The organism is Flavobacterium sp. GQ95, from assembly GCF_059758655.1.
Map to the genome: position 1 here is coordinate 1 of NZ_JCAXEB010000037.1, position 3,339 is coordinate 3,339.

The following is a 3,339-nucleotide window of genomic DNA, read 5'->3' on the forward strand; positions in this document are numbered from 1 at the left end:
TAGTTGGGGCTTTCCTTTTTTATACATGACTCTTAATGTGCATAATAAAAACATAAAACAATTAAAATTATAAAATATAATAATAATACAAACCGGTGTTTAATAGTAAAATACTGTTTGTGTGTGATTGTGTTATAAAAGCACATATCTTTACTATGGTAAAATTTTAATTCATTAGTTTAATTATATTTTTTGTAGCTTTTTGGTATAAAAAGTCCCGATTAGTTGGGGCTTTCTTTATATATTATAAACTTAATATAATATTTTAATGTCCTATTTGGAATTAAATAACACCTTCCTTTATTGATGTTTGCCATCAAACTACCTGTCTATTAGTAGTTACTATTTAATATATATATTGAACACCCAAGTAGAAATTTGGGTGTTTTTTTATGATCTCGGATCGAAAACTAAAAAGTATTTAACATTTTAAATGAACAAGATGAAGATGGTGAAGTTAAAATATCCATTTGAATGTATTTAAAAAACAAACAATGACGGATTTCTCAATAGAAGCCGTAATAACAACATTATTAATTATAGCCATTCCGCTATTAATTATTTCATATATGGGTTTATATAATCAATAAGGAAATCTATAAAAGAATTAAAAAAAATAAAAACAGTTATGAATACAAATTCACAAGACAGTTCAAATCAAAATGTCGAAATTCTAGGATTAGAAATTGAAGCAACTGCTCAGGGAACTAAATTACATATTGTTAAGGATTCTCTGATTTATAAAAAAATGAAAGAGATTGCAGGTCATCAAGGAGTTGCAATTGAAGAATGTTTAATAGCTTTATTTGAAGAAAGAAGAGTTGCACTATCCTATGATTGACGATGTGATGTATCCCATAAGAGAAAAAGAAGAGTCTTGGAATGAGATTAAATTGGGTAGCATTTTTAATTATAGTGATTTAGCGCCTTTTCAGAGAATAGAAATTTCATAACCCATTTTAACAGATGAAAAAATATAGTTTTAATCAAAACGAAGGTGATCATTTTGCTCTGGAATTAGGTGGTCATTTTGAACAGGAATCAGGTGCTCACTTTAAATGGAATAGGGTTTCATTATAACCATAATTTACCTTCTATCCAATAAAACATGAATTATCTTTCTTCAAATTTAAGCTCTTTCAATTATATCATGTAGGCAAAGTAAAACTTGTTATTGCAATTTTATGTCCTCTTCTAAGCTCTTAACAAAGAATAATAAAGTTTTTTAGCAATACCATATAAATGGGATAAATTAAATTTAAATACAATGAAAAAACATGTTCTTTTTCCAATAGGCCTATTGCTTATTGCTGCTTCTTGTCAAACTGATTCTGTTTCTACAGACATCAATTCTACATCTGTAGAAATGAAAAATTCTCATTTCGAAAATGATATTATACTGGAAGGGACTAATTCAAACACGGCAAAGATTTCGATTGAAAATTTTTCAGTCACCAATAATTTTGCTTCTATAATCGATAATCTTGACACGGACGGAGATGGACTAAGTGATTATGCTGAAGATAGGATTGATAAATTAGATAAAAACAATCCAAATGATGTAAAATTATTAGGGGCGTCAGCAAATATTTTTATTACGCAAGAAAATGGAAACAGGATTGCTATTCCTTTCTATAAGACTAGCTATTACCAAAATATTTTTTGCAATCCTCCAGCACCTATTTACTTAAAGGGTCAACTTGACGAAAGAGAAATAAATTTGTTAGGTGATACTTATTATAAATGGTTAAAAATATTACGCACACCTGAATTTCAAAATTACATTTTAACAAAACCTGCTGGCGGGGAATTGGGAGAAGTTTTTATAGAAAAAGCAAGAGATCTTAAAAGACGTGTGGAATTTAGAAGTATGCCTGGGCATTATCAAGGTTATGTAGGCGCATCTAATCTTTGGAATTATATCCATATTTCCCATTGGGCAATGGCTCCGGGATATACTAATTATTTAAGCGGCGTACCACATGAATTTATACACCATATTGGGTATGGACATGAATATGATTATGCTTATGGAGGTGGTTATAAGGCTCATGAAATGTACAATCAAGGTAAGTATAATTACGATATTATCGACTTAGAGCAAAAAAAGCTTTATAAAGGGGATCCTACTGAATCAACATGGAGCTCAAAGGATGGTTATGTAGTTTTGCATTTCGCAAAAATTACGGGCATTTCGTTGGATTATGTTATGAGCAACGCCAATTGGACAACCAATGCGATTAACAGCAATCAAAAGCTGGATTTATCCAGAGACACAGCGTATAATCTGAATGTAAGTACACTTAATGCCCAAAAAGTATCGATCTGGATTGATTTTAATGACGATGCGGTATATACAAATGATGAAAGAGTTCTGGTTAACAGCCAATCTAAAAGTGGATGGGGTCAAAGTTATTTGAGTTTTGTAATTCCTGGTTCGGCTAAAATTGGAAAACATTATATGAGAATTAATTCCAGTTTTTATACTTCCAATCCATCTGCATACGGTCCAAATTCAAGAGGGTCGTCAATTAATCTTTCCAATGTAACCATTAACTAGAAAAAGTTTTTGAATTACTTAAAACCTATGCCATCCTCTTTGATAGTATAGGTTTTTTTAAATATTACAGAGATCCTTGCAATTGGCGCGTAACCAGCGTGAACAAAAATTAAGAATACCTGAAGATATTGCAATAGCGAGTTTCTCTGGTACAAAGTCGTCTACTATAGTAAATTCTTTGTTTTCGTATATTTTCATATGAGAGATCAAAATTGTACCCTCTGTCTCGTCCTGGAATTACTTGTCATTTTTGATTTATAATCCTAGATTTAGTTTACATCAAAACTAAATTAGTACTGATTTTACTTTACAAGTTATTTTTATTATTTCACTATTAGGAATATTAGAATATCGTATTAAACAATTTCGACTTGATTTACCTCCTTTCCTTTTTTTGCCTTGGATACCCTTTCCAGCGTTTTTTAATTGTACCTGAGATTTGATGAGCCTGATTAGGCGTTAGATAATCAAGACTTGAATGAGGTCGTCTTAAGTTATAGTGATCGATAATAATTCTTATGTTTTTCTTTGCTTCTTTATGGTTCTGATAGATCTTTTTAGGGAAGAACTCATTTTTTATAATCCCATTAACTCTCTCAGCCAGTGTATTCTCGTATGGACTGCCACTCTGAGTCATACTTAGTGCTATTTTATTCTCATTTAAAAGTGTTGTGTAATTCTGCGAACAGTACTGTATTCCCCTGTCAGAATGATGTATTAATATAAAAGAAGATACTCGTCTTCTGTTTTTTAACGCCATCTTCAGAGTCTCTATACAG

At 30.7% G+C, this 3,339-nt stretch carries 3 protein-coding genes; 2 read left to right on the forward strand and 1 reads right to left on the reverse strand.

The window, feature by feature from the left end; genetic code table 11:
* Positions 1-628: 628 nt before the first annotated feature.
* On the forward strand, positions 629-841 hold the full coding sequence (locus AC6CH4_RS25785; RefSeq protein ID WP_498108182.1) for a hypothetical protein: 213 nt from the start codon (positions 629-631) through the stop codon (positions 839-841).
* 426 nt (positions 842-1,267) lie between these two features.
* A complete protein-coding gene (locus tag AC6CH4_RS25790; RefSeq protein WP_498108184.1) occupies positions 1,268-2,560 on the forward strand; it encodes a GEVED domain-containing protein in 1,293 nt (430 codons plus the stop codon).
* Positions 2,561-2,936: 376 nt separating this feature from the next.
* Here AC6CH4_RS25790 and AC6CH4_RS25795 read toward each other — a convergent pair.
* Positions 2,937-3,339: integrase core domain-containing protein (locus AC6CH4_RS25795; protein WP_498108186.1), on the reverse strand; the 403-nt coding region annotated here is incomplete at its 5' end.

Coding starts and splice junctions, on each gene's coding strand:
- AC6CH4_RS25790 (WP_498108184.1), top strand. CDS start 1,268: ATGAAAAAACATGTTCTTTTTCCAATAGGCCTATTGCTTATTGCTGCT.
- AC6CH4_RS25785 (WP_498108182.1), top strand. CDS start 629: ATGAATACAAATTCACAAGACAGTTCAAATCAAAATGTCGAAATTCTA.